Source organism: uncultured Hymenobacter sp., assembly GCF_964242765.1.
In the GTDB taxonomy this organism is placed as follows: Bacteria; Bacteroidota; Bacteroidia; order Cytophagales; family Hymenobacteraceae; genus Hymenobacter.
The window spans coordinates 1-21590 of sequence record NZ_CAXTBM010000057.1 but is presented as its reverse complement, the minus strand read 5'-3'; the positions used below and the strand labels follow the sequence as shown (position 1 = coordinate 21590).

At 54.4% G+C, this 21590-nt stretch carries 21 protein-coding genes; 11 read left to right on the top strand and 10 right to left on the bottom strand.

All coding sequences use genetic code 11. The annotated features are described in order from the left end of the window. Nucleotides 1-282: 282 nt before the first annotated feature. Nucleotides 283-408 carry a hypothetical protein gene (locus ACFE7X_RS19740; protein WP_375437410.1) on the top strand — a complete coding sequence of 42 codons (126 nt, stop codon included), beginning with the start codon at nt 283-285 and terminating at the stop codon, nt 406-408. 416 nt (nt 409-824) lie between these two features. Here ACFE7X_RS19740 and ACFE7X_RS19735 read toward each other — a convergent pair whose 3' ends face one another. The 4 genes from ACFE7X_RS19735 to ACFE7X_RS19720 form a co-directional block, all read right to left on the bottom strand. Continuing rightward, a complete protein-coding gene (locus ACFE7X_RS19735) occupies nt 825-1823 on the bottom strand; it encodes a ScyD/ScyE family protein (protein ID WP_375437409.1) in 999 nt (332 codons plus the stop codon). A 399-nt stretch (nt 1824-2222) separates the two neighbouring features. After that, entirely contained in the window at nt 2223-2576 is a 354-nt protein-coding gene (locus ACFE7X_RS19730) for a hypothetical protein (RefSeq protein ID WP_375437408.1), read from the bottom strand. Between the two features lie 194 nt (nt 2577-2770). Then, on the bottom strand, nt 2771-3964 hold the full coding sequence (gene fdhA, locus ACFE7X_RS19725) for a formaldehyde dehydrogenase, glutathione-independent (RefSeq protein WP_375437407.1): 1194 nt from the start codon (nt 3962-3964) through the stop codon (nt 2771-2773). Nucleotides 3965-4009: 45 nt separating this feature from the next. Further along, entirely contained in the window at nt 4010-4417 is a 408-nt protein-coding gene (locus ACFE7X_RS19720) for a heme-binding protein (protein WP_375437422.1), read from the bottom strand. 326 nt (nt 4418-4743) lie between these two features. On the opposite strand from ACFE7X_RS19720, the gene lepA reads away from it, so the two are divergent. The 7 genes from lepA to ACFE7X_RS19685 all read left to right on the top strand — a co-directional run bounded on the left by lepA (nt 4744) and on the right by ACFE7X_RS19685 (nt 11877). Then, a complete protein-coding gene (gene lepA, locus ACFE7X_RS19715) occupies nt 4744-6531 on the top strand; it encodes a translation elongation factor 4 (RefSeq protein WP_375437406.1) in 1788 nt (595 codons plus the stop codon). 101 nt (nt 6532-6632) lie between these two features. Further along, on the top strand, nt 6633-6827 hold the full coding sequence (locus ACFE7X_RS19710) for a hypothetical protein (RefSeq protein ID WP_375437405.1): 195 nt from the start codon (nt 6633-6635) through the stop codon (nt 6825-6827). Continuing rightward, nucleotides 6824-7735, top strand: coding sequence for a bifunctional 5,10-methylenetetrahydrofolate dehydrogenase/5,10-methenyltetrahydrofolate cyclohydrolase (locus ACFE7X_RS19705; RefSeq protein WP_375437404.1), 912 nt, complete (start codon nt 6824-6826; stop codon nt 7733-7735). Before ACFE7X_RS19710 ends, ACFE7X_RS19705 begins: the two co-directional genes overlap by 4 nt. A 214-nt stretch (nt 7736-7949) precedes the next feature. Next, nucleotides 7950-8531, top strand: coding sequence for a 7-carboxy-7-deazaguanine synthase QueE (locus tag ACFE7X_RS19700; RefSeq protein ID WP_375437421.1), 582 nt, complete (start codon nt 7950-7952; stop codon nt 8529-8531). An 11-nt stretch (nt 8532-8542) separates the two neighbouring features. After that, on the top strand, nt 8543-10486 hold the full coding sequence (locus tag ACFE7X_RS19695; protein WP_375437403.1) for an OmpA family protein: 1944 nt from the start codon (nt 8543-8545) through the stop codon (nt 10484-10486). Between the two features lie 305 nt (nt 10487-10791). Next, entirely contained in the window at nt 10792-11151 is a 360-nt protein-coding gene (locus tag ACFE7X_RS19690) for a hypothetical protein (protein WP_375437402.1), read from the top strand. Between the two features lie 363 nt (nt 11152-11514). Next, the gene (locus ACFE7X_RS19685; RefSeq protein ID WP_375437401.1) at nt 11515-11877 is read left to right on the top strand and encodes a hypothetical protein; all 363 of its coding nucleotides are present in this window, start codon (nt 11515-11517) and stop codon (nt 11875-11877) included. Between the two features lie 81 nt (nt 11878-11958). Here the strand turns inward: ACFE7X_RS19685 and ACFE7X_RS19680 are convergent, their stop codons facing one another. Next, nucleotides 11959-13245: a citrate synthase gene (locus tag ACFE7X_RS19680; protein WP_375437400.1), complete on the bottom strand. Its 1287-nt coding sequence runs from the start codon at nt 13243-13245 to the stop codon at nt 11959-11961. Nucleotides 13246-13650: 405 nt separating this feature from the next. On the opposite strand from ACFE7X_RS19680, the gene ACFE7X_RS19675 reads away from it, so the two are divergent. Beyond that, on the top strand, nt 13651-14547 hold the full coding sequence (locus ACFE7X_RS19675; protein WP_375437399.1) for an aldo/keto reductase: 897 nt from the start codon (nt 13651-13653) through the stop codon (nt 14545-14547). A 68-nt stretch (nt 14548-14615) separates the two neighbouring features. Here the strand turns inward: ACFE7X_RS19675 and mnmE are convergent, their stop codons facing one another. The 4 genes from mnmE to ACFE7X_RS19655 form a co-directional block, all read right to left on the bottom strand. Continuing rightward, entirely contained in the window at nt 14616-16004 is a 1389-nt protein-coding gene (mnmE, locus tag ACFE7X_RS19670; RefSeq protein ID WP_375437398.1) for a tRNA uridine-5-carboxymethylaminomethyl(34) synthesis GTPase MnmE, read from the bottom strand. A gap of 168 nt (nt 16005-16172) precedes the next feature. Further along, the gene (locus ACFE7X_RS19665; RefSeq protein ID WP_375437397.1) at nt 16173-16838 is read right to left on the bottom strand and encodes a metal-dependent transcriptional regulator; all 666 of its coding nucleotides are present in this window, start codon (nt 16836-16838) and stop codon (nt 16173-16175) included. Between the two features lie 125 nt (nt 16839-16963). Further along, on the bottom strand, nt 16964-17974 hold the full coding sequence (locus ACFE7X_RS19660) for a 3-oxoacyl-ACP synthase III family protein (protein WP_375437396.1): 1011 nt from the start codon (nt 17972-17974) through the stop codon (nt 16964-16966). 96 nt (nt 17975-18070) lie between these two features. Then, complete coding sequence (locus ACFE7X_RS19655; RefSeq protein ID WP_375437395.1) at nt 18071-19267, bottom strand: glycosyltransferase; 1197 nt, start codon at nt 19265-19267, stop codon at nt 18071-18073. A 128-nt stretch (nt 19268-19395) separates the two neighbouring features. Between ACFE7X_RS19655 and ACFE7X_RS19650 the strand changes: the two genes are divergently transcribed. Beyond that, complete coding sequence (locus ACFE7X_RS19650) at nt 19396-20220, top strand: 2,3,4,5-tetrahydropyridine-2,6-dicarboxylate N-succinyltransferase (RefSeq protein WP_375437394.1); 825 nt, start codon at nt 19396-19398, stop codon at nt 20218-20220. A gap of 99 nt (nt 20221-20319) precedes the next feature. Continuing rightward, nucleotides 20320-21114 carry a hypothetical protein gene (locus ACFE7X_RS19645; protein WP_375437393.1) on the top strand — a complete coding sequence of 265 codons (795 nt, stop codon included), beginning with the start codon at nt 20320-20322 and terminating at the stop codon, nt 21112-21114. Between the two features lie 152 nt (nt 21115-21266). Here the strand turns inward: ACFE7X_RS19645 and ACFE7X_RS19640 are convergent. Further along, a partial coding sequence (locus ACFE7X_RS19640) for a peptide-methionine (S)-S-oxide reductase (protein ID WP_375437392.1) occupies nt 21267-21590 on the bottom strand: 324 nt, incomplete at its 5' end.

The following is a 21590-nucleotide window of genomic DNA, read 5'->3' as shown; positions in this document are numbered from 1 at the left end:
GCAGCAAAGGTACGAAAAAAGCCCCGGCGCGGCGGGCCGGGGCTTTATGTTCGATGTAGTGAGAATTATTCCGATAAGAAAAATTACAACTTTCTTATGGCGATATGTGATGGCAGGTAAGTATTAAGCGGAACATTTAATTGCTGAGCTATATTCTGAGCATACTCTAGAGCTACTTGTAATTCAGATAATGGCACCGTCTTGATGATAAAACCCGTGTTAGACTCTGCAACAGATAACATTATTACTAACTCCTCGTCGCGCTTGTTCGCATCATTCCAGATGCCCCAACTAGTTCTGGAAGAAGGCGTCTCGTTGTGGCTGATTGTAGAAAAATATTTGAGCGTAATTCCCACAATAGGCGGCAGCGGCTTCCATCTGCCCAATGAATATCCCAGTGCAGTATAGTAGGTGCGCTGAACTCCCCGAACTAGATCTATTTCGAGGCCCGATTGCACAAGCCAAGTCGCACCTACCGAAACCAACGCAACGCCAGCAGATAGTATTGGCCTACAGCCAAGTAGAAGTAAAGCAATGAATATGACAATTGGAGCAAAGAATGTCAAGCCTGCTATGGGAGCTTTGGTAACACGAAGTAGCAATGGACGATTAGAATATAGTAACCATAAAGAAAGTCTGCTGTGAGTTTACCCATATTCTACCGCAATTCCACCAGCCGCAGCCGAAATCCCAGCAGTTCTGCTCGCCAGCAAGCTCGTCCTTAAAGTCCGGCACCTCTATTGGTTCCGTTTGGTCGGAATGGTGGACAGACGATGTTTGAATTCCGATGCCCTAACAGCTACACCAGCGGCGGAGTCAAAGGATTAATAACTCAGTTTCTGTAAGGTCCCGTCGCCGTTGCTTAGCACGTAGTACGTTCGGTCGTTGACGCGCTCAATATCGATGGGCCTGTCTAGACTGCTCAGTAGGGCTGCGCCTTCGCTGTTGGCTATACGGCCGCTTCGTACTACAAAACCAGGAGGGGGAGGGGAAAAGGCAAACTGCCCATATTCAATTACGATAGGATGGTTGTTGGCTGTTAAAACCACGTCGGTTAAGGTTGTAAAGCCGCTCCGGAACTCACTAACAGCGCCCGTCATACTCACCTGAAATATTTTCGCGGTGCCCGTCACAAACGGCGCTCCACTAAGGGTGCTGACCAGAAACTTCTGCCCATCATGGACGATGCCCGTAGGAACGGGTTCCGCCGTGGGCGTAACGTTCGGGAACCGCGCAAACACGCTCAGGGCCTTCGTAGTGCTAACGCGTTTGATGATGGCATTCGCTCCCGAATCGACAATGTATAAATTGCCATCCGGGCCGAAAGTCAGATTGTAGAGGTTGGTGTTGACGGGAGTGGTGAGCCTTTGAGCCCGCACAAAAGTGCCAATATCCTCACTTGCCAAGTTCTGCGCCACAAGGGGCGTGTCTCCGGGCCTGAAGTTGGATACGTTAACGACGTAGAGCTTACCCGTGCCGCCTTCGAGCACGTAGAGCGTTCCGTCACGATAAAGGAGATGGCTGATGCCCTCGACGCTACCGTTCGCAATAACAGAGATAAACCCTGTTATAACGGGATATACCCTCCCATCCGTGGTAATCAGCGAGACCTGGGCATCATTCTGGCCTGTCCCGCTTTCTGTCACCCAGACCTGCCCACGCCTATCCACGCTCATGCCGATGGGCCGCGTAAGGTTTTGCACAAAGGGCGCCGCCGTGAACTGGATTGGATCTGGTACGGGCGGATTGTCGTCATCGTCCTGACAACTGGTCGCCATACCGAGCGCTAGCAGCGCCAATAGGGGGTATGATTTCAACTGCATGGTAAAGGAAGTATAGTTTAGATAAATATAGTATTAAATATTATGGATATATAATGTTGATCCGCATGTTTCATTTAAAAGCCAAGCGGTTAAGCGCAGGCCGTGCCAAATAACACCAGCAGCTTGAGCTTACCGCCGCAACTTCGTTGGCCGTAGTTGAAACCCCGGCAGCCCGTCCTCACCGGAAAGCTTGCACTACTTCCAGCTCTGGCCAGCCAAGCCGATAGTTGGGCGCCGTTTCCGTTTCGGGCACCAGCCGCCCCGCCAGTAAGGCGCCATTGCCGAGTTAGTCAAGCATCTTCACTTGCAGGTTTTCAGTGAAATCCGGGGCATTGCAGAAAGTTGCCGATTTGCTAGTGAAACAAAAACGCCGAACCAAGGCCCGGCGTTGAGGTGGTCTTACTTTGCCGCCTGTTTCTCGAGTTCCTGCAATAGTTCATTGGCGGCCTCCTCGATATCCGTGTAGCCTTGCTGGGCAGCGCGCTCTTTGGCGGCAATGAGGCCGTCGCGGTGCACAGTTTTGAAGTCGCCATAGGGAAAGTGGTAGCGGCCCTTGGTGTTTTCGCCCTTGCTCATATCCAAACCCAAGTGCCACTGACCGTACTCTTCAACTTCGTGCTTATTCAGAAACTCGTTTTCGGCGCTGGTATTGGGGTTGTGCTGGCCCCAATGGCCTTCGTCGTGTTGAAGCTTGCCCTCCTCTATGAGCCGCTGGGCAAACTTCACGGCGGCGGGGTTCAGTTGAATGCTCATGTGCGTAGAAGTTAAGTTGAAAGTAGCCAGCCAATCGGTCCGCCTTCATTTACGCACGCTTACCTCGCAAGGTGATGTTTGTACTGGATATTCTGTGTGTTATACATAAAGCGGATTGCAGTATGGTACAGAACGCAAATAGCCGGACCACCTACAGGCAGCCCGGCTCTTTACAGCAAGCACTCGGTGAAAAACTAGGCCGGAATCAGATTGTGCGGATTGATGACGAACTTCTTCGCCACGCCGCTATCAAACTCGGCATAGCCTTCGGGAGCCTGATCGAGGGTAATGACCTCCACGTTTACGGCTTTGGCAATCTGTACTTTGTCGTACAAAATAGCCTGCATCAGTTGGCGGTTGTAGCTCATTACGGGCGTTTGGCCGGTGTGGAAGGAGTGGCTTTTGGCCCAGCCCAAGCCGAACCGGATGGAAAGGCTGCCTTTTTGCGCAGCTTTGTCCTCGGCGCCAGGGTCCTCGGTCACGTAGAGGCCCGGAATACCGATAGAGCCACCAGCGCGAGTGATTTCCATCAGCGAATTAAGCACGGCGGCGGGTACTTCCTTCTTGGAATCAGTGCCGTGGCCACTGGCCTCGAACCCGACGCAGTCTACGGCGCAGTCAATTTCGGGGACGCCCAGAATCTGGGTGATTTGTTCCGCTAAAGTGGCATCCAGGGTCAGATCCACAGTTTCGCAGCCGAAGGAGCGGGCGTGGGCCAACCGGGCCTTGTTCATGTCACCTACAATCACGACGGCGGCGCCCAGCAGCTGGGCCGAGGCCGCGGCGGCCAGGCCTACGGGCCCGGCTCCGGCGATGTACACGGTTGTGCCAGGGCCTACGCCGGCCTTCACGGCGCCGTGAAAACCCGTCGGAAAAATGTCGCTCAGCATGGTTAAATCCCGGATTTTCTCCATTGCTTGGTCCTTGTTCGGAAACTTAAGCAAGTTGAAATCAGCGTACGGCACCATTACATATTCGGCTTGGCCACCAACCCAGCCGCCCATATCTACGTAGCCATACGCGCCGCCCGCGCGTCCTTCGTTCACGGTCAGGCAGATGCCGGTTTTCATTTCCTTACAGGTACGGCATCGGCCGCAGGCCACATTGAATGGCACCGACACCAAGTCGCCTGGCTTAAGAAACTCCACGTCGGCTCCAACTTCTATTACCTCGCCCGTGATTTCGTGGCCTAACACCAACCCGGCGGGGGCGGTAGTCCGGCCGCGCACCATGTGCTGGTCGGAACCGCAAATATTAGTGGAAACCACCTTCAGAATCACACCGTGCGTGATGTTGCGGCCCTTGGGATTCTTTAGCTCTGGGAAAGCTATATCCTGAACCTCGACTTTGCCGGGTCCCAGATACACTACGCCTCTATTGTCAGCCATCGGATGTAAGGTTAGATCGTGAAGTAGGTTGCCGTTCAGGCGAAACTATTGGCTCTGCAAGGCCTGCACGCCCGCTTCGGCTACCGCGTGGTCGTCCTCAACTGTGCTCCCCGAGACGCCGATGGCGCCAAAAATCTGACCCTCACTATTCCGAAGAGGAATGCCGCCGGGGAAAGTAATGAGGCCACCGTTGGAATGCTCGATGTTGTAGAGCGGTCCGCCCGGCTGCGATGCTTGGCCTAAGTCGCCGGTAGGCATATCAAAGAAGCGAGCCGTTTTGGCTTTTTTGATGGAAATGTCGAGTGAGCCTAACCAAGCATCATCCATGCGGATAAAAGCCACCAAGTTGGCGCCCGAGTCGACCACGGCAATGTTCATTTTAACGCCCATTTCAAGGCATTTTTCGTGCGCGGCCTGTACGGCCGTTTGTGCTTGTTTGAGGGTGATACCCATAATGGTTGTGGGGTTAATAAGGAAAGAATACCCCATCAACAACGTTATTTCGTGGGTGACGGTCAACTACCAGCTCATGTTTGCGACAATTCATCTCCTTTTTGCGAGAATAGTATAGCTCGGCTGCCTGCTTTGCCAACGCTGTTAGTTGCACTGACTCCGAGCGTATCCTCGCACTCGGCCAGTAGCTGCCAGCGAAAGATAACCGGACCACGTTCAGGGTAGAATTGGGCTGTAAGAGGCGGATGCTGGACGCCACCAAGGCAGCGCTGCTAGCTTTTCCAGCCCGCTTTGTCTACCTTTACAGTTGCAAAAAACCGCCTCTAGTGAAGAACATCCGCAATTTCTGCATCATTGCCCACATCGACCACGGCAAGAGTACCCTGGCCGACCGCCTGTTGGAGTTCACCAGTACCGTGGCCAAGCGCGACATGCAGGCCCAACTGCTCGACAACATGGACTTGGAGCGGGAGCGGGGCATCACCATCAAAAGCCACGCTATTCAGATGCAGTACCCCTACAAAGGGGAAGTCTACACGCTGAACCTGATTGATACGCCCGGCCACGTCGATTTCAGCTACGAAGTATCACGCAGCATTGCCGCCTGTGAAGGCGCCCTACTCATTGTTGATGCTTCGCAAGGTATCGAGGCCCAGACCATTTCCAACCTGTACCTGGCCATCGGAGCTGATCTGACGATCATTCCGGTGCTCAACAAGATCGACTTGCCCCATGCTATGCCGGAAGAGGTTTCCGACGAAATTGTGGATCTTATTGGCTGTGATATCGAAGATATAATTCATGCATCCGGTAAAACCGGCATTGGCATCGAAGACATCTTAAACGCTATTATCGAGCGGGTTCCCGCGCCCAAAGGCGACCCGGAGGCCCCCCTGCAAGCCCTGATTTTCGATTCTGTTTTCAACTCGTACCGCGGCATTGAGGTGTTGTTTCGCATCAAGAACGGCACCATGCGCAAAGGCGACAAGCTGCGCTTCATGGCCACGGGTAAAGAGTACGGCGCCGACGAAATCGGTATTTTGGGTCTCAACCAGGAGCCGCGCCAGCAAATGGGCGCGGGCAACGTGGGCTACCTGATTTCCGGCATTAAGGAAGCCCGTGAAGTGAAGGTAGGCGACACCATTACGCACGTACACAACCCGACGCAGGACGCCATTCACGGCTTCGAAGATGTGAAACCGATGGTGTTTGCTGGTATCTATCCCGTAGAAACCAGTGAGTACGAAGAGTTGCGCACGGCCATGGAAAAGCTGCAACTCAACGATGCCTCTTTAGTGTGGGAGCCCGAAACCTCGGCCGCCCTTGGTTTCGGTTTCCGTTGCGGCTTTCTCGGGATGCTGCACATGGAAATTGTGCAGGAGCGCCTCGAGCGGGAATTCGACATGACGGTAATTACCACTGTGCCGTCGGTGCAGTTCCACGCTATTGGCACCAAAGACCAGCTTCTGACTATCAACGCGCCGTCGGAGATGCCGGAGCCGAACATGATTAAGCTGATTGAAGAGCCTTACATCAAAGCCCAAATCATCACGGCCGCCGACTATGTAGGGCCGATTATCACGCTTTGCATGGAGAAGCGCGGCATCATCAAAGGCCAGAGCTATCTGACTTCGGAGCGGGTGGAGATGAGTTTCGAACTGCCGCTCTCGGAAATCGTGTTCGACTTCTTCGACAAGCTTAAAACCATCAGCCGCGGCTACGCTTCACTGGACTATGAACTCATTGGTTTCCGCGAAGCCGATATGGTGAAGCTCGACATCATGCTGAACGGCGAAAAGGTAGACGCCCTGTCGGCCATTGTCCACCGTTCGAAAAGCTACGAGTGGGGCCGGCGCCTCTGCGAGAAGCTGCGTGAACTGCTACCGCGCCAGATGTTTGATATTGCCATTCAGGCCAGCATCGGGCAGAAGATCATTGCCCGCGAATCGGTGAAGGCGCTGCGCAAAAACGTAATTGCCAAGTGCTACGGTGGCGACATCAGCCGCAAGCGCAAGCTGCTTGAAAAGCAGAAGGAAGGCAAGAAGCGAATGCGCCAAGTTGGTTCCGTAGAAATACCGCAAGAGGCTTTCCTGGCCGTATTGAAAATCGATTAAAGAGTGAAACGCGCCCCCGCCGGGCGCGTTTTTTTGTGCCTGATTTTTCTTTTTCACCTCATACACTTCTTGACACGGCGTGATATGAATTCATCAATCTTATGCCTGAAAACCTCACCAAGAACTGTACGAGCGAATCGCAGTTAGAAAAAATCATCAAAGGCCAAGAGCGCAAATTTCGGTGGCGCGACGATTGGCCCGCCATGGAAAAGGCAATTCAGGAAGCTGGCACTGCCGCTATCATTTCGTACGAAAACAAACAGAAACTAGAGCAGCAACAAAGTAACCCATTATGAGCACTGCCCCCGAAGCCACTACCTACCGCCTCATCGACGGCAAGCAAACCGCCGAGGACATCAAAGTTGAGATTGCCGTCGAAGTAGCTGCCTTGAAAGCAGCCGGCCAAAAAACGCCGCACCTAGCCGCCGTTCTTGTTGGCCACGACGGCGGCTCCGAAACCTACGTGCGCAACAAAGTGCTGGCCTGCGAGCGGGTCGGATTCGAAAGCACTCTGTTGCGCTACGAAGACGATATTACGGAAGCGGAACTGTTGGCCAAGGTGGAGGAACTGAACCAAGACGCCGACATTGACGGCTTCATTGTGCAGTTGCCGCTGCCCCGCCACATCTCTTCGGAAAAGGTGATTGAAGCTATTCGTCCCGAGAAAGATGTGGACGGCTTTCACCCCATGAATATCGGCCGGATGGTGGCTGGCCTCCCGGCCCTGCTGCCCGCTACGCCTTCGGGTATTGTGGAGCTGTTGCGTCGCTACGAGCTGCCTACTGATGGCAAGCATTGCGTAGTTATCGGGCGCAGCAACATCGTAGGTACGCCAGTTAGTATTCTGCTGGCCAAGAATTTAGAGCCTGGTAACTGTACAGTTACTTTATGCCATTCTCGCACCCAGGACTTAGCCAGCATCACGAAAACTGCTGATATTTTGGTGGCCGCCTTGGGGCGACCAGAATTTGTTACGGCCGATATGGTGAAGCCGGGCGCTGTGGTTATTGACGTGGGCACGACACGCGTAGAAGATGCCAGTCGCAAATCGGGGTGGGCATTAAAGGGCGATGTGGACTTTGCAGCAGTGGCGCCGCATACTTCCTACATCACTCCGGTACCCGGTGGGGTTGGCCCCATGACTATTGCCATGTTACTACTCAATACCTTGAAAGCTTGCAAAGGCGAGGTTTATCCGCGCTAGAATCCAATAAATACCAACCGGAGCTTTTGAATTTCAAGGCGTTGTACTACTTTTAGAGTCGGGTTGCGGGAACGAACATCGGGCATTTCAACGTTCGGAGTAACTGCCAACAGCCTAGCTTTACCTGTTTGAACGCCCTATTTTGCTGCACGAACTTCCTCTTGTGTTAGCGGCCTTTGCTACCCCCGAAGCCCTAACGCCCGCACTGCCCCTCATGGAGCAGTTTTATACGATTCAGGGTGAGGGCTATAACACTGGTCGCGCCGCTTATTTCGTCCGCCTCGGTGGGTGCGATGTGGGGTGTGTGTGGTGCGACGTGAAAGAATCGTGGGATGCTGCTGCTCACCCGCGCGTTACCATCCCCGACATAGTGGCTGCGGCTACTGCCCACGCCGGCCGCAACGTGGTAATTACGGGGGGTGAGCCTCTTATGCACGATCTGGGTCCGTTGACGCAGGCTTTGCATGCGGCGGGCTGTCAGAACTGGATCGAAACCAGCGGCGCCTATCCGCTAAGTGGTGAGTGGGACTGGATCTGCGTTTCACCCAAAAAGTTTAAGGCACCACTACCATCTGTGCTAGCGCAAGCGCACGAGCTTAAAATTATTGTATTTAACAAGTCGGATTTCCGCTGGGCCGAAGAACACGCGTCGTTGGTAGGGCCAGAGTGCCGGTTGTATTTGCAGCCTGAGTGGAGCAAATCCGTGCAAATGATGCCGCTTATTGTAGACTATGTGAAGGCGAACCCACGTTGGCAGGTATCTCTACAAACTCATAAGTTCCTCGATATCCCTTAGGCTTCTGCTTTATGCGCCGATTGCTATCCGTGCCGTTGCTGATGGCCTGTGCACTGCTGTTGCCCCTTGGGGCGGCAGCTCAGGCCACGTTAGCTAGTACCAATACCAAGGCGCGTAGCCTGTGGGACAAAGCGCAGTCCCAGGTGAAAGACCGCAACTTCGATAAGGCGATTGAAACCCTAACGGTGCTTAATCAGAAATTTCCTTCGCTAGGCGAGCCGCACGTACTGCGGGGTTCGTTGCTGAAGGCTATGGGTGAAAACCGGCCGGCGTTTGAAGCTTACCGCAATGGGCTCGCTAAACTGCCGATGGATCCTAACCGGGCAACCGATTACTATACGCTCGGTGAGTTGGCCATGAGCTTCGGCGACTACCAGATTGCAACTGAAAGCTATAAACGCGTGCTGAAAAGCGGCCCCAAAGGCCAGCGTAACGCTGCCCGGGCACAACGCCAACTCTTGAATTGTGAGTTTGCTGCGAAAGCAATGGCCACGCCTGTTGGCGTGCAGCCCGAACGGCTGGGTGCTCCGCTCAACACGTTTCGCTTTCAATATTTCCCGGCACTCACGGCCGACAACCGCTTCCTACTCTTTACGGGGCGTCCGGCGGCCGATAGTGGCGAAGATTTATTTATCTCCCGGATGAATAAGGATGGGAGCATCGGGGACCCTACCTCTATTTCTCCATTCATCAACACGACCTATAATGAAGGCGCGGGCGCCATTTCCGGCGACGGAAAAACGCTGGTTTTTGCTTCCTGCGACCGGCCTAACTCGGTCGGCAACTGCGACTTGTATATTTCCCGTCGCACGGGCAATAACTGGAGCAAGCCGCTGAATTTGGGGCGTACCGTCAACTCGCCGGAATGGGATTCGCAGCCTACACTTTCTGCTGATGGCCGTTCGCTTTACTTCACATCTACCCGTCGGGGTGGACAGGGGCAGGAAGATATATACGTGACCACTCTCGGCGCCGATGGCAATTGGAGCCCAGCCCGCAACCTGGGGCAACCCGTCAACACGCCCGGCAAAGACATGGCCCCATTTATCCATGCCAGTAGCACAACACTCTACTATGTTACCGATGGGCTGGTGGGCATGGGCGGGCTAGATGTATTCCGGTGCGAGCAAGAGGTTGCTGGGCGCTGGACCCAGCCCGTAAACCTGGGGTATCCGCTTAACACACACGAAAACGAAGCCTCACTCTTCATTTCTTCTGACAACCGCCGTGGCTTCTGCTCCCGCTCGCGGGCCGCTGAATCCGGGGTTCGCACGGAGCGCGAACGGCCGGTTGAGTTGTTTGGCTTCGAGGTGCCCGAGCCGGTTCGAGCGCGCGAAACGAGCACCTACACGCAGGGCCGGGTTTTCGATGCTTTCACCAAAAAGCCCATTAAGGCCGACGTGCAACTCTATGATCTAAATACCGATGAGCTTACTCAATTCGTGAGTTCCGACGCCGAAAACGGTGATTACACGGTGGTATTGAACGAAGGCCGCCAGTACGCCATGTACGCCGCCGCCGACAAGTACCTGATGAAGAGTTTAAGTTTCGATTACACCGATAAAAAGAATTTCGACCCGCTCACACTCGACATTTACCTAGAGCCTGTCCGGGCTGGCCGGAGCATCGTGTTGAACAACTTGTTTTTCGATACCAAACAGTACGAGCTAAAGCCCAAGTCTCGAACCGAGCTTAACCGACTAGTTGGGTTTATGAAGCAGTACCCGGAAGTGCAAGTCGAGGTTAGCGGCCACACCGATGACGTGGGATCAGACGACGACAACTTGGCTTTGTCTCAAAACCGAGCAAAGTCAGTTTATAGCTACTTGGTTGGTCAGGGCGTGAAAGCGGACCGATTGCGCTTCAAGGGCTACGGTGAAAATAAGCCATTGGTCGCGAACGATTCTGACAGCCACCGACAGCAAAACCGTCGAATCGAGCTACGAATTCTCTGAAAAAGTAAGATAGAAGTTACCTACAACCAAGTGAAGAGGTCCGGCAACGCGTGTTGTCGGACCTTTTTTGTTTGTAGTATCCCTTTCTAATAAGACTATTAAAATGCTGATACTGAATCTAGCAATGCAGATCAGTAAAAGTGTTGAAGTAGAATAATTATAAATTTTCTATGCATGTTTAAATATTCCTCTATATTTGGGCCTCTCAAAATTGTATTTAGCTATTACCGGCTGATTTCACTGGAGTGCCATTCACAAGTCCATTTAGTATACTTTTTCACTTCCCAACTCACTATTACATGTACATGAAAAAAGCATTCCTCTTTACCGGTATCATCCTGGCCTTAGGTGCAACCGTTTATGCTAGCAGCGATAAAGATTCTGCTATCCTAACCCGTGCCACTGCCCTCACACGGGTTCAAGTGCAGAAAGCCCGCCTCGATGAAGGCCAGTACCTGAAAGTGAAAACTCTCAACATCCGAATGCTCACAGAAATGGAAGACATTAAAAGCCGCTTTGCATCCGAACCAGCTATCCTCGACGAGCGCCTCGCTGTAGCACAAGCCCGTTACGAGTTGGAGCTGACTTCGATTATGCGTCCAGCACAATTAGCAATGTTCAATCAGGCTCGCAACAGCATGACGGCCTTGAGTGCACCTCATTAAATAACAGTGCCGCTTGATAAGCCCCTTATCTTGAGTTATTGAGCGGTACGGCTATTTGTTTGTATTTTGTACTTATGAAATAATATTGTATAAAATCCTGCTACAAATCTTTGTACCAGTGAATGGCAGGTTTATCGAATGCGAGCAATGTTGCTTACTTATACGCCATAAACATGTTGGCAAACTTCCGTATACGATATAAGATTTTTCAAGGTTTGCCTAGAATTCCACTGAAATAATTCTATAATTTATATTGACTTAATTTAATAATGTTGTATATTTAGTACAGGGCTTCAGCAGATAGTTGCTGGCTCTGCCAAGCCCACCAGTAGTCTGTTCCATTTTTCATCTAAAAAGCCCGTCATGAAAAAAGCATTTACTTTTCTACTCCTGTTTGTGATGATTGGCACCAGCCAGTTGGTTGAAGCCGGCTCCGGTGACCAAACCAGTCCAAACGCGCGCGCCACCCAAATGGCGAAACAGTTAGCCAAGAAAATTCAACTCAGCGAAGGGCAGTATGTGAAAGTGCGCCAGTTGAATTTGCGTTTGCTCAACGATGTACAAGCTGTAAAAGCTCAGTCGGCTGGCGACGTGGCAGCTATCGATCAGCAACTAGCCGAGTTGCAGTCCCATTATGAGTGGGACTTGACCGCCATCTTGGGGCCTCGTCAAATGGTAGCTTACACGCAGTCCAAAGCCGATTTAATGGCGATGAGTGTTCGTTAAGAACGCGCTTAGAACATAAAAAAGCCTGCTTCAATACGAAGCAGGCTTTTTTATGTTCTAAGCGCATCGCTGAAACTAGGTCTAGCGGTTTTCGATGCTTACGTAGTCGCGCTCCAGTTCACCGGTATATATCTGGCGAGGACGGCCGATAGGCTCTTTGTTCTCGCGCATCTCTTTCCACTGCGCAATCCAGCCGGGGAGGCGTCCCATAGCGAACAGCACCGTGAACATTTCGGTTGGGATGCCAATGGCTTTGTAGATGATGCCCGAATAGAAATCAACGTTCGGATACAACTTGCGCTCCACAAAATACGGATCGGTAAGGGCGGCTTGCTCTAGCTCTTGCGCAATCTTCAGTAGTGGGTCGTTGATGCCTAGAGCCGTCAGGACTTCGTCAGCGGCCTTCTTGATGATCTTAGCCCGCGGGTCGAAGTTCTTATACACGCGGTGACCAAAGCCCATCAAGCGGAAGGAATCGTTCTTATCCTTGGCTTTGGCAATAAACTTACTGGTATCGCCACCGTCGCGCTGAATAGCCTCCAGCATTTCCACTACCTCTTGGTTGGCGCCGCCGTGCAGCGGGCCCCACAGCGCGTTGATGCCGGCCGAAACGGAGCCATAGAGGCTAGCGTTGGCAGAGCCCACGAGGCGTACGGTAGAAGTAGAGCAGTTCTGCTCGTGGTCGGCGTGTAGAATAAGCAATTTGTTGAGGGCGCTCACCACCACCGGATTGATGTCATACTTCTCGGTAGGGAAGCTGAACATCATGTAGAGGAAGTTCGAGGTGTAATCGAGGTCGTTGCGGGGATAGTTGAGCGGGTGGCCCTGCGAGTTCTTATACGTCCAAGCGGCGATGGTCGAAATTTTAGCCATCAAGCGCAGGATGTTTAAGTTCACCTCCTCGGCGCTCTGTTCGGGGTCGATGCTCTTGGGATAAAACGCCGTGAGCGCGCAGATTAGACTACTCAGGATAGCCATAGGATGAGCCGCCGACGGAAAGCCATCGAAAATCTTGCGGACATCTTCGTGCACCAGCGTGTGCTTGGTGATTTGGAGGCTGAACTCGTCAAGCTCGGTCTTGGTAGGTAGCGTGCCATAGATGAGCAGGTAGGCTACTTCCAGAAAAGTTGACTTCTCAGCTAGCTGCTCAATGGGATAACCCCGGTAGCGCAGAATACCTTCTTCGCCATCGAGGAAGGTAATGGCACTTTTGGTTGCGCCGGTGTTTTTGTAGCCCGAATCGAGGGTCACGTAGCCCGTCTGGTCGCGCAGCTTACCGATGTCGAATGCTTTTTCGTGTTCGGTGCCTTCGATGACGGGCAAGGTGTACGATTTCCCGTCGAGGATAATCTCAGCAGACTCTGCCATAGGAGAGGGATAGAAGGGTGGTTCAGGGGCGAAGCTAAAGAATAACCGGCAAGCCAGAAAGCGGCAAAACTAGTCGAGTTCTATACTGCCATGCGTCCTGGTATGTTGTGTTAGATGAGAAAGTACCTGCAAAGAAACACAGTCCAGTAAAATACGCAGTGTGTAACAAGCTTTTTCGATAAGAAAACGGCGAAAATTCGCGGTTGAATTTTACGTGTTAGTCCAGCTTTAGCTTAGCAGCTATCAAACAACCTATTTCAATGACTTTAAGGCTCCAACAATTACCTGAATTCTATTGGTAGCCTAGGCTGCGGAGTGGCCGCGCAGTGTGACTCACTCAACCAAATGACAACACACTGCCTTCTGAGGGAGTAGGAAGCTAGAATTCATCAACTCATGCATTCAATGAAGTACAACCAACTCGGTAAGTCCGACCTGCAAGTCAGCGAAATCAGCTTCGGCTGTATGTCGCTCGGTACCAACCATGTTGCCAATCGTGCCTTGCTGCACCAAGCGTTAGATCAGGGAATAACCTTGTTTGATACAGCTGATTTATATCAGAAAGGCGAAAACGAGGTTACACTCGGTAAGGCATTCAAAGAGCGACGCAAGGAGGTAGTACTTGCCACGAAGGTAGGCAACGCGTGGCGGCCAGATGGTAGTGGTTGGGAGTGGGCGCCTTCCAAGGAGTATCTACTGCACGCTGTGGAACGTAGCCTCCAGCGCCTCGCAACTGACTACATCGACTTGTACCAACTGCACGGTGGAACCCTTGACGATCCGATAGACGACATAATTGAGGCGTTTGAACTGCTAAAGCAGCAAGGCAAAATCCGGGCGTATGGCATTTCCTCTATCCGCCCCAACGTTATCCGTGAGTATGCACAACGTTCCCAGATTGCCAGCGTGATGATGCAATACAGCCTGCTTGACCGGCGCCCCGAGGAAAGCAGCCTGCACTTGTTGCGAGAGCAAAATATCGCCGTACTGGCGCGGGGCAGCTTTGCGCAGGGACTGTTGGTGAGTAAGGCCGCAAAGACTTATCTTGATTATTCAGAGCAAGAGGTAGGCCAAATGGCGGCTGTTGTGCAACAAGTGGCCGCCACCAGCCAACGCACAGCGGCAGAGGTAGCCGCACGCTTCGCACTACATCATCCGGCTATAACCTCAGCGGTGTTGGGAATTCGTACTGAGCTGCAACTCTCTGATAATCTGCATATAGCCGCTGCGCCGCTAGCAGGTGCCGAAGTGGAAATACTTCAGCGCGCTGTAGGCCCCAATGTCTACGAGCAGCACCGATAGCAGAAAATAGAAGGTAATTAGGTGAGCTGTTGACAAACAAAGCGGTCAGATACCACCTCTCCACTATACTACTTGCCGATGCAGAACTGAGTGAAGATGCTGGTTAGCAAGTCATCGGAAGATATTTCGCCAGTTATTTCGCCAAGCGCAGCCAAAGCGTGGCGTAGGTCAGCGGCGAGTAGCTCGGTGCCAGTGCCAGCAGTTATACCGGCCAATACGGCATCTAGGGCCTGGGCCGCGGCATCGAGGCTGCGGGCGTGGCGCAGGTTTGTGACGATGGTACTGCTGGCGGTGCGGTCGAGGCCTTCACTGCGCACCTGAGCCAGCAGGAGTTGGCGAAGCTCGTCGAGGCCGTCGCCGCGGCTGGCGGCTATTAGGGCAGTTTGTGGGCGAGCCTGGAAGGCAGCTAGTTGCTCGTCGGACGCTACGTCGAGCTTGTTGCCAACCGCCAGAACGGGGGTGGCAGAAGGAAGATTGAGCGCCTCAATCTCTGCTTGAAGCTCAGTAAGGCTAGTGTCCGATAAATCAAACAGATAAACAACCAAAGCAGCCTGTTTCACCCGCTGCAATGTGCGCTCTACGCCGATGGATTCCACTACGTCGGTGGTGTCGCGCAGGCCGGCAGTATCCACGAAGCGGAAGCGAATGCCGTTGAGACTTACTTCGTCTTCAATCATGTCGCGGGTGGTGCCGGCCACGCTCGAAACAATGGCGCGCTCCTCGTTGAGAAGGGCATTGAGAAGGGTGCTTTTGCCAGCGTTGGGCCGTCCGGCAATAACCGTGGTAACGCCGTTCTTGATGACGTTGCCTAATTCGAAGGAGCGCAGCAGCCGACGCACCAGCGTCCGGACTTCTTCGAGCAGCGTTAGTAACCCGGTGCGGTCAGCAAACTCTACGTCTTCTTCTCCAAAGTCCAGTTCCAACTCCAGCAAGGCCGCAAACTGCACCAACCGGGCCCGCAGGTCTTTCAACTCGCGTGAGAAGCCGCCGCGCATTTGCTGCATGGCCACTTGGTGCGAGAGTTGGGAGTCAGCCGCAATGAGGTCAGCTACCGCTTCGGCCTGGGCGAGGTCGAAGGCGCCGTTGAGGAAAGCGCGCTTGGTGAACTCGCCCGCTTCGGCTAGTCGGGCCCCGCGGCGCGTGAAAAGCAGCAACAACTGCTGCACAATGTAGTCGGAACCGTGGCAGCTGATTTCTACTATATCCTCGCGGGTGTAGGAGTTGGGAGCCCGAAACAACGACACCACTACCTCGTCCAGGATACGGCCTTCGTCGCGGATGGTGCCGAAGTGCAGGGTGTGGCTGGGCTGGTCGAGTAGGTGCTTGCCCGTAAAAGCGTCGGCCACCAAGCGGATGGCCTCCCGGCCCGAAAGGCGGACCAGCGCAATGGCTCCCGCGCCGGGAGGCGTCGAGAGGGCAATAATGGTATCGGAAAGTGCAGGGGGAAGAGCAGCCACAGACAGGATAGTAGTACGAGCCGCAAAGGTACGTAAGGTGGGCGGGTCCGGGAGTGTTAGGACCTTTTACAGTACACTACCTGAGGCCCTCCGATCAACTCACACACTATGTTTATTTATTATTTTGCTGGAGGAAAGGCAGCATTTAATAAAGCAATTTAGTGGAAGCTACACCTGATGAGCTACAAACAAATTTCGCCCAACCTCAGGAGAAAGCATAAGAATAGTTTTTCCGTTTATTCTGATTTCTAGCGAGTTGTCGAACTCTATTTTATCAAGTACTTCAATATCAGAACCAAGTTTCAAACCAACTTTATCGAGGTATTGCAGGAAAGCGGGCGAGGTGTTTTTTACGGCCATCAGCCGGCCGTGGTCACCGGGAGCAAGGTCGGCAACGAGGCGGTTTTGGGGGCGCAGCACGGCTCCGTCTTCGGTCGGGATAGGGTCGCCGTGCGGGTCGAGGCGCGGAAAGCCCAGGAACTCGTCGAGGCGGCGGACGAGCAGCGGCGAGTGGATGTGTTCCATCTGTTCGGCTACTTCGTGTACCTCGTCCCAATTAAAGCCTAGCTTCTGCACCAGAAATACCTCCCACAGCCGATGCTTGCGGATAGTGAGCAGCGCCAACTGCCGGCCTTCGGGCGTGAGCGACACGCCGCGGTACCGCTGGTAGTGCAACAAGCCCTTTTCGCCAAGCCGGCGCAACATATCCGTCACCGAGGCGGCCCGCGTCTGCAACGCCTCCGCAATATTATTGGTGCTAACCTCGGACCCCGGTGAGGCTTCGGCTAGCTTGTAAATGGCTTTCAGGTAGTTTTCCTCGGTGAAGCTCGGCATGCTCTTCAATTAAAAATTAAGAAGGAAGAATTAAAAATTGAGAACGGTAGGAGCACAACGCAAACATGAGATTGGCTACGATACCCAATTCTTAACTTTCGATTCTTCCTTCTTAATTAAAAATACTACCACTTAATCAGGGCTGACGCCCAGGTGAAGCCGGAGCCAAAGGCAGCCAGGCAAACTAAGTCGCCGCGCTGGATACGGCCTTCCAGGAGAGCTTCGCTGAGGGCAATCGGGACGCTGGCGGCGGTGGTGTTGCCGTAGCGCTGAATGTTGCTGAACACCTTGTCGTCGGAGAGGCCCATCTTTTGCTGCACAAATTGCGTGATGCGCAGGTTGGCTTGGTGCGGGACAAGCAAGTCGATGTCTTGAGGTTGGTAGCCGTTCTGGTCGAGGGCTTCCTTGATAACCTGCGGAAAGCGCACCACGGCGTGCTTGAACACGTTCTGGCCGTTCATGTAGGGGTACAAATCCAACTCGTGGGATACCACGTACTCCACGCGGCCTTCCCGGTTGGAGCCGGGCTCCTTCACAATCAGCTCCTCGGCAAACTCGCCCTGCGAGTGCAGGTGAGTGCTCAGGATGCCGTGCCCTTCGCGCGTGCTCGGCCGCAACACCACGGCGCCCGCACCGTCGCCAAAAATAACCGACACGCCCCGGCCGCGGGTGGTTTTGTCGAGGCCCGACGAATGGATTTCCGAGCCTACTACCAGCACCGTATCATACATGCCGGTGCGCACAAACTGGTCGGCCATGCTTAGCGCGTACACGAAGCCCGAGCACTGGTTGCGGACGTCGAAAGCCGGAATGGGCGCCTGAATGCCCAGCTCGCGCTGCAAAAGTACCCCGGAGCCCGGAAAGAAGTAATCGGGGGAGAGCGTGGCAAACACAATCATTTGCACGTCGTCGGGGGTGAGGCCGGCTGCTTCCAGCGCCTTGCGGGCGGCGGCAGCGCCCATGTTGGCCGTGGTGTCCTTGCCTTCCTCGAACCAGCGCCGCTCCTGGATGCCGGTACGTTCCTGGATCCACTCCTCGGTCGTTTCCATGAGTTGGGTGAGGTCGGCGTTGGTGACGACGCGGCTCGGAACATAGTGGCCGACGCCGGCAATTTCGGAATGGCGGAGAGTGGACATAAGGGGAATTTGGGGAGAGAAGAGACGGAAAAGGGTGCCGAAGGTACTAAAACCCCGCGCTCAATTCTGTAAACGGCCGGCAAAGGTCGTCAGTTGCTACAGGGAATCCACGAGGTGCCTTAATTTTATGCCCTCCGACGCCCAAAAAGCCTCAGCAGGAATGCCGGATGGATAAAAAGCCGGCGCGGCTGAAGCCGACGGTTCGGTGGCGGCAAGCAGGGCCGTAGCGGCCTCGGGTAAGGAAAGTAGATCGACAACTAAACCAGCCTCGTAGCGACGAATGCAGGCCTCCCATAGTGGGTTGGTGGGGACAACCATGGGTAGGCCGTGGGCTAGATACTCGAAGAGTTTGGTGGGCCGGCAACGCTCCGAACTAGGGTGCGGCTGGTAAAGCAACAGGCCCACGTGGCTGCGTTGGATTTCGGCCACAATGGCGCTGTGTGCTACGGGCGTGGCCCCGTGCACTACCAGCCGGAGCCAGGGCGGATTGGTTTGCTGCAACTGGTGCAGCGTCCGCAGCAAATCGGGCTGTTGGCAAAACCCGATAACCGTGAGCAACACCCCACCGGGCCGCCGGTGGTGCAGTTCTTCGGCTAGCCTCAAGGCCTGGTGAATGCCGTTCAACTCGGAAACGGTGCCGGAGTACAACAACCGTAGCGGCTCATGAGCCGCTGGCAGCGGCCGGGGAGATTTTTGGAGCACTTCGCCGGGGGGCGGCTGGTATTTATTTTCCAGTAGCACGACGCGGTTGGCTGGCACGGCATTCAGAAAAGGTAGCTCTTGCGCATAACTTTCTTCGGCCAGCAGCAACCCGGCGCTGCGGCGGGCGGCCCAGGCTTCCACCCACCGCAGCCCGGCAGCCAGCCAGCGGCGCGTGAGGCCGCCGTACACCCGCTGAGTGGATACGTTGAGGGCGTAGTTTTCGCGGATGTCGTAGAGGAAACGACGGGGGCGGGCTAGCCGTTGCCAGAGTAGCGTGAGGGGCAACAGTTCGGGCGCGTGCACTAGCACTAGGTCGGGGCGCAGGCGTTGCAGCAGTTGCCAGTAGCGGCGCTGGGCTGCGAGCCGCGCCCAACTTAGGCGTGAACCTTCCAGCAGCGTGTGCAGGTGCAGGTTGGCGGGCGTAGTAGGCGGGGAAGCGTGCCGACCAGCTACGTGTATGGTGGTATCGGGCCGGCCGGCTAAAGTGCAAGCAAATTTGCCATACATCCGGGGGTCGTCCAGGGGCTTAAGCACCGAAGCCAGCAGAATAATGCGAATAGGCGGACCAGAACAATGAATTGAAGGCGGCATCTTGCCCGCGAAGATGGTAAGTTTGGGGCTGAATTGCTGAATGTAGCATCAGCAAATGTCGTTTCGATCAATGAGCCATTGAAACAACTAACCGTTCAACAATTCACTCATTCAACCATTCAACTTTCATGACCGATTTGCAACAAACCATTGAAGCGGCCTGGGCCGACCGCAGTCTGCTTTCGCAAGCCGCTACTACCGACGCCATTCACCACGTTATCGAAGAGCTCGATAAAGGCCGTTTGCGCGTAGCCCAACCCGCTGCCAACCAAGAAGGGGGTTGGGTGGTGAATGACTGGGTGAAGAAGACCGTTATTTTGTACTTCCCCATTCAGCAGATGGAAACCCTGGCATTGCCGCCCTTCGAGTACCGCGACAAAATGCGCCTGAAAACCGACTACGCCGGCCAGGGCGTGCGCGTGGTGCCGCCTGCTACGGCCCGCTACGGTGCCTACCTCGCACCGGGCGTGATTCTGATGCCGAGCTACGTCAACATTGGCGCCTGGGTAGGTGAGGGCACGATGGTTGACACCTGGGCTACGGTCGGCTCGTGCGCGCAGATTGGCGCGGGCGTGCACCTGAGTGGGGGCGTAGGTATTGGTGGGGTGCTGGAGCCCGTGCAGGCCGCGCCCGTAATTGTAGAGGACGGTGCTTTTGTAGGCTCGCGCAGCATCTTGGTAGAAGGCTGCTTCGTGGGTAAGGAAGCTGTTATTGGCGCCGGCGTGACCATCACGGGCAGCACCCGTATCATCGACGTGACGGGCGCGGAGCCCAAGGAATACCGCGGCCACGTACCGGCCCGCTCGGTGGTTATTCCGGGGTCGTTGCCCAAGCAGTTTCCAGCCGGTGAGTACCACGTACCTTGCGCCCTCATCATTGGGCAACGCAAACCGAGCACCGACCTGAAAACCAGTCTCAACGACGCTCTGCGCGAGCACAACGTAGCGGTTTAACTGGTAGTGAGTGGCCAGTAAGACGTACTTAATTGTTGAGAGAATATCTTGCGTGCTAGCTGGCTACCTACTGGCTACTCATTATTTGATACTTACCTAATGAACTTCAAAGTCAGTCCTGCTTCCGCCGCGGAAGCGCGCGAGGAAATTCGGACCTACCTGGCAACCGAGCTGGAATATGCCCCGGCCGATATCCAGACCAAGGTGATTTACAATACGGAACTGCCGTGGGTGGATGGACGCAAGCAAACCTGCTACCTAGTGGAGTGGTCGGTGGCCAATGGCCCCGATGGCGTAGCGCTGGCTGGTCCCTACACCTATACGCTGCCCGATATTTCGGTGGCCGAAGCCAAGCGCCTAGGCACCTTACACGAGTGGCGCCAGCAGTTGCTTAACCTCTATGCCGGCTGCGAAATAGTGGCGCATGCCCGCCTCAAGCAACCACTCGTAGACGTGCCCGACCCAACCCGGACCCGGACGCTGCTCGAAGCGCTGCAAAACCCGGCCGCGCCGCGCATTGCGGTCCGTTGCTCGATGCGGGAGTTCATCCGTATCGGCACCGACGAGTATTACATATTCAACGGGGACTGGGTACACAACCCTTATTTCTCGTACTCGCCCACGTTCGGGTTCAAGCCCCGCAAAACCGATCCTACCTTGGAGTTGCCCGCTGAGGAAGATATCCGCATTGTGCCGCACAAGTTCCTAACGCCAGTGCCAGCCGTGGCAGCCGATGGCGCGCTGCCAGGTGAAGCCGTTAGCTTCATCATGGTAAAAAACGGCCAGGTAGTAGATGCTTCCTGCTCCCCTCTGTCTCGTAGCGTGGTCGATAAAGTGGCAATGTTTTATTTCCTAGGCAAGGAAAACGGTCCTTTCGCCATTACGCTCGCGTAGAGGAAGCTGCCGCAAGCCTAAAGCAATAAAAAGCCCGCCCCATTTGATGGGGCGGGCTTTTTTGTTCGCAGCGTATGGCTTGGTTGGTTAGCACAGAAAACCGGTTGAAAAGTCTGCGTGTGTGCTAGTTGTGGCCGGTTACTTACCACCCATTACACCGTAGCTTTTTTCAACTTGTCGCCGAACACAGCCTGAACCTTCTGCACCTTGGGGCGCACCACAAACTGGCAGTACGGCTCGTGGCCGTTTAGCTTGAAGTAGTTCTGGTGATAATCCTCGGCCGGATAGAAGCTTTTCAGCGGTTCGATCTCCGTGACAATCGGTTTGTCGAAGGCTTTGGCCTCATTGAGCTTTTGTTTGTACTCCTCGGCTAGCCGGCGCTGCTCGTCGTTGTGGTAGTACACGCCGGAGCGGTACTGAGTGCGGGTGTCGTTGCCCTGGCGGTTGAGGGCGGGCGCGTCGTGGGTTTTCCAGCA

Excerpts from the sequence above, each read along its gene's own strand:
- ACFE7X_RS19700 (WP_375437421.1), top strand. The coding sequence starts at position 7,950 with ATGGAGCAGTTTTATACGATTCAGGGTGAGGGCTATAACACTGGTCGC.
- ACFE7X_RS19685 (WP_375437401.1), top strand. The coding sequence starts at position 11,515 with ATGAAAAAAGCATTTACTTTTCTACTCCTGTTTGTGATGATTGGCACC.
- ACFE7X_RS19675 (WP_375437399.1), top strand. The coding sequence starts at position 13,651 with ATGAAGTACAACCAACTCGGTAAGTCCGACCTGCAAGTCAGCGAAATC.
- ACFE7X_RS19690 (WP_375437402.1), top strand. The coding sequence starts at position 10,792 with ATGAAAAAAGCATTCCTCTTTACCGGTATCATCCTGGCCTTAGGTGCA.
- ACFE7X_RS19695 (WP_375437403.1), top strand. The coding sequence starts at position 8,543 with ATGCGCCGATTGCTATCCGTGCCGTTGCTGATGGCCTGTGCACTGCTG.
- ACFE7X_RS19665 (WP_375437397.1), bottom strand. The coding sequence starts at position 16,838 with ATGCCGAGCTTCACCGAGGAAAACTACCTGAAAGCCATTTACAAGCTA.
- ACFE7X_RS19740 (WP_375437410.1), top strand. The coding sequence starts at position 283 with ATGCCCCAACTAGTTCTGGAAGAAGGCGTCTCGTTGTGGCTGATTGTA.
- ACFE7X_RS19735 (WP_375437409.1), bottom strand. The coding sequence starts at position 1,823 with ATGCAGTTGAAATCATACCCCCTATTGGCGCTGCTAGCGCTCGGTATG.
- fdhA (WP_375437407.1), bottom strand. The coding sequence starts at position 3,964 with ATGGCTGACAATAGAGGCGTAGTGTATCTGGGACCCGGCAAAGTCGAG.
- ACFE7X_RS19710 (WP_375437405.1), top strand. The coding sequence starts at position 6,633 with ATGCCTGAAAACCTCACCAAGAACTGTACGAGCGAATCGCAGTTAGAA.
- ACFE7X_RS19650 (WP_375437394.1), top strand. The coding sequence starts at position 19,396 with ATGACCGATTTGCAACAAACCATTGAAGCGGCCTGGGCCGACCGCAGT.
- ACFE7X_RS19705 (WP_375437404.1), top strand. The coding sequence starts at position 6,824 with ATGAGCACTGCCCCCGAAGCCACTACCTACCGCCTCATCGACGGCAAG.
- ACFE7X_RS19680 (WP_375437400.1), bottom strand. The coding sequence starts at position 13,245 with ATGGCAGAGTCTGCTGAGATTATCCTCGACGGGAAATCGTACACCTTG.
- ACFE7X_RS19645 (WP_375437393.1), top strand. The coding sequence starts at position 20,320 with ATGAACTTCAAAGTCAGTCCTGCTTCCGCCGCGGAAGCGCGCGAGGAA.
- ACFE7X_RS19730 (WP_375437408.1), bottom strand. The coding sequence starts at position 2,576 with ATGAGCATTCAACTGAACCCCGCCGCCGTGAAGTTTGCCCAGCGGCTC.
- ACFE7X_RS19660 (WP_375437396.1), bottom strand. The coding sequence starts at position 17,974 with ATGTCCACTCTCCGCCATTCCGAAATTGCCGGCGTCGGCCACTATGTT.
- ACFE7X_RS19655 (WP_375437395.1), bottom strand. The coding sequence starts at position 19,267 with ATGCCGCCTTCAATTCATTGTTCTGGTCCGCCTATTCGCATTATTCTG.
- ACFE7X_RS19720 (WP_375437422.1), bottom strand. The coding sequence starts at position 4,417 with ATGGGTATCACCCTCAAACAAGCACAAACGGCCGTACAGGCCGCGCAC.